Source organism: Paenibacillus periandrae (assembly GCF_022458865.1).
GTDB lineage: Bacteria > Bacillota > Bacilli > Paenibacillales > NBRC-103111 > Paenibacillus_S > Paenibacillus_S periandrae.
In genome coordinates this window covers 1-431 of record NZ_JAJNMU010000136.1, presented here as the reverse complement: position 1 = coordinate 431, position 431 = coordinate 1, and the positions used below count along the sequence as shown (strand labels likewise).

Genomic DNA, 431 nt, shown 5'->3' with positions numbered 1-431 from the left:
GAATATATGTGTAATCAGTACATCCTTGTCGATATCAAGAACCATGTCTGGATGAGTAAAGATTTCTGCGATGTTGAGTGCAATGATTGAATATCGACTACTGAATAATCTTTCTAAACCGGGGAATGTTTGATGGAATAATTCAAGGATCTGAAATTTAAGTCGATTTTGTTCATTCTCGATTTCTAGATGAAAACGGACGCGTTCTCTTAATTCAAAGAATATTAACTCATGTATAGGTAAGTTGTCTGTTTGTTTAAGCGTCGGTCCTAAACAAGCAAGCTTATGAGCATCTGCCTGATCAGTTTTCCATGATCTTAGAGTGCTCGTTTTAAATTTGGCTTCTAACGGATTCATTTGAATATAGTTAATTTGATTTACACAACAAAATCGTTCCATACCTCTTGAATAGATACCTGTAGATTCAAAAA

1 protein-coding gene is annotated in these 431 nt (G+C 34.3%); it reads right to left on the bottom strand.

What is annotated here, in order from left to right:
* Window positions 1–431 (bottom strand): IS110 family transposase (locus tag LRL21_RS44940; protein ID WP_420832580.1); only part of this gene is annotated, 431 nt, incomplete at both ends.